The sequence below is a fragment of the Bartonella sp. TT121SHDZB genome (assembly GCF_042193415.1).
Classification (GTDB): Bacteria; Pseudomonadota; Alphaproteobacteria; order Rhizobiales; family Rhizobiaceae; genus Bartonella.
Genome location: NZ_JBHILR010000032.1, coordinates 1 through 2120, shown reverse-complemented (window position 1 = coordinate 2120; position 2120 = coordinate 1). Strand labels below are relative to the sequence as shown.

Here is a 2120-nt window from a genome sequence, read left to right as displayed (position 1 = left end):
TAATAACTTTTATTTTTGACTAAAAAATATATATAAAGGGGGGGGTAAAAAGACCCCCCAAAACCCCCATACCCCCCCAAAACTCATGATGGGGAGTGCTTTAAAGGTTCACTGTTATATTGTTTAATGTTTTATAAGATTTCCAAATTGCCTCAGTGTGATGTCTTATGATCTTTCACTAAGGGGTGCCATTCATAACGTATGGTAGGTCGACCACTTTGAGAGCACTTGTCTCCAGAGATTTCACGAATATAGTTACAACGGCATAAAAGCTCTAAAGCTTGCTTAACGGTTTGATTGTCTGTTAAATATTTCCAATCACGTTTATAAACATCCCTTGCTGTAAAAACATCAGATAAATGATCACAACGCTCGACAATTAATTTTGCACGCTCTGCTGTTAATGTATCTCCCACCGCATAAAGACGTTTTGCATGGCTTAACAGATAACTTGTCCAACGCAAGGCTGTTGTGATGGCATAGAGTCCAATTTCTAAACGACCACTGTCAAGAAGTTCAAAAATTAACGCAAGGCTTGCTATGGTCTTTGGCATTTTTAAAAGATGCGATTGTAAGCTTTCTGAGTGAGTAGCTCCTTTTGCCTCTTTATGAAGATGCTCGAACCATTCATAAAACTTCACTTGTGCTTTAGGAGAAAAACGCATGATCAGTGGTTGTTCTGGAGACCCTAATCGTTTATCACGAAAAGAGCGAAAAACCCCTTCATACTTTTGCCACCCCTCTTGATTGGGCGGTTTATCAACCAATTGCCACTCTTTATTGTCATCGGGCCAGACAATCATTTGAAAGCGTTGCAATAAACCGTCATTATTTGTTCCATGGTGCATGGCTTGAATAATGGGAATAATGCGTGAAGGTTGAATGCCTCCAATCATGGATAAAGTGACATAAGGGATAAAAATGGTTCCACGCTCGATACGGTCATAGGTAAATTGATCATCTCCATTAAAAGCTGTTAAATAAAAGGCACGGTCTGTTTGATATTCTCTTCGTTCCAGATTGGCTAAAAAACCAGATAATTCATCACGCACCATTAAGAGACCCCGGGGGTTTTCTTTTAAGAGTTCCCCAAGCTTTTCAACGGTCACATCATTGACAATAAAACGAGAGACATCATCATCATGCGCATTGTCTTTAGAGAGCGTTTCATACAAAAGAGCACGGGCGGTTTCACACTCTCCTTTTCTTATCGCTTTATTGGCTTGTCTTTCCTTTTCTCGTTTATCTAAAGTTTCAAGTCTCTCTTCAATTTCTTGTTTCTCTTTCTGCTTTAACCAGTCTTTATACCATTCCTTTTGAAGGCAAGTGATAGGCGCTAAAGCGGCTTTCATGGCTGGTGTTTTGTATGTTGACGATTGACCAATAAGAGCGCCCCAGAGATTAGGGACAATCGTCCAATCATCATGTTGTTTTGGAGCAACCCGCACGCCATTGCCGATGACAGCAGCCAAGGCACAGAGAGCAGAGACAGCAATAAAATCCATTGGAGCTTGTTGACGCTCTGAAACGTCATAAATATAGTCCATGAATGGCATTGGGAGCTGTAATGGATTAAAAGGTTCAACGGGTAAAAGAGCACTCTCAATCTGTTGTAATTCCTTCCAACCGTTTTGTTGCAAGGCGACTTCATAAGGAATGGCTTTTAAACAAGTCTTATCGTTTAAAGAGACATTATCGTTATCATTGACGGGAGTATTTTCATTCTTGTTTTGTAAATTACTATCTTTCATAGTTTCCCTCTTTTAAGAAAGTAATACGTTATTAAAATCAGTTCCTTTTGGAGCTTGCATCATAAAGACCTCAAAGCCTTGGCTATAAGCACGCTTGGCTAGGGTAAAACCTGCTTTACGACCCGCATCATCGCCGTCCATTGCAATGGTGAGATGCCCTTTTGTATGGGGTAAATTCACACGCATCATGCCATGGGTTGAAAGAGACGCCCATAAATCAACGGGCTCTGATAACAACCCAGACAGCAGAGCCAGACCGGTTTCAATGCCTTCACAAATGACCAGATGTTTTGGATTGGATTGACTTAAATGCACCCCACCGCCCATGACAGAACCCAACATGGCTTTTGCTGGTTTCTGATCTGTTTT

Annotated in this window: 2 protein-coding genes; both read right to left on the bottom strand. The window is 40.8% G+C overall.

Going from position 1 to position 2120, the window contains the following annotated elements:
- Positions 1-152: 152 nt before the first annotated feature.
- Positions 153-1751 (bottom strand): YfjI family protein, encoded by a 1599-nt coding sequence (locus tag ACFIKI_RS08290; RefSeq protein ID WP_375666738.1) that lies wholly within the window; start codon positions 1749-1751, stop codon positions 153-155.
- Positions 1752-1763: 12 nt separating this feature from the next.
- Positions 1764-2120, bottom strand: a 357-nt coding sequence (locus ACFIKI_RS08285; protein ID WP_375666737.1) for a toprim domain-containing protein, incomplete at its 5' end; no start/stop codon positions are given.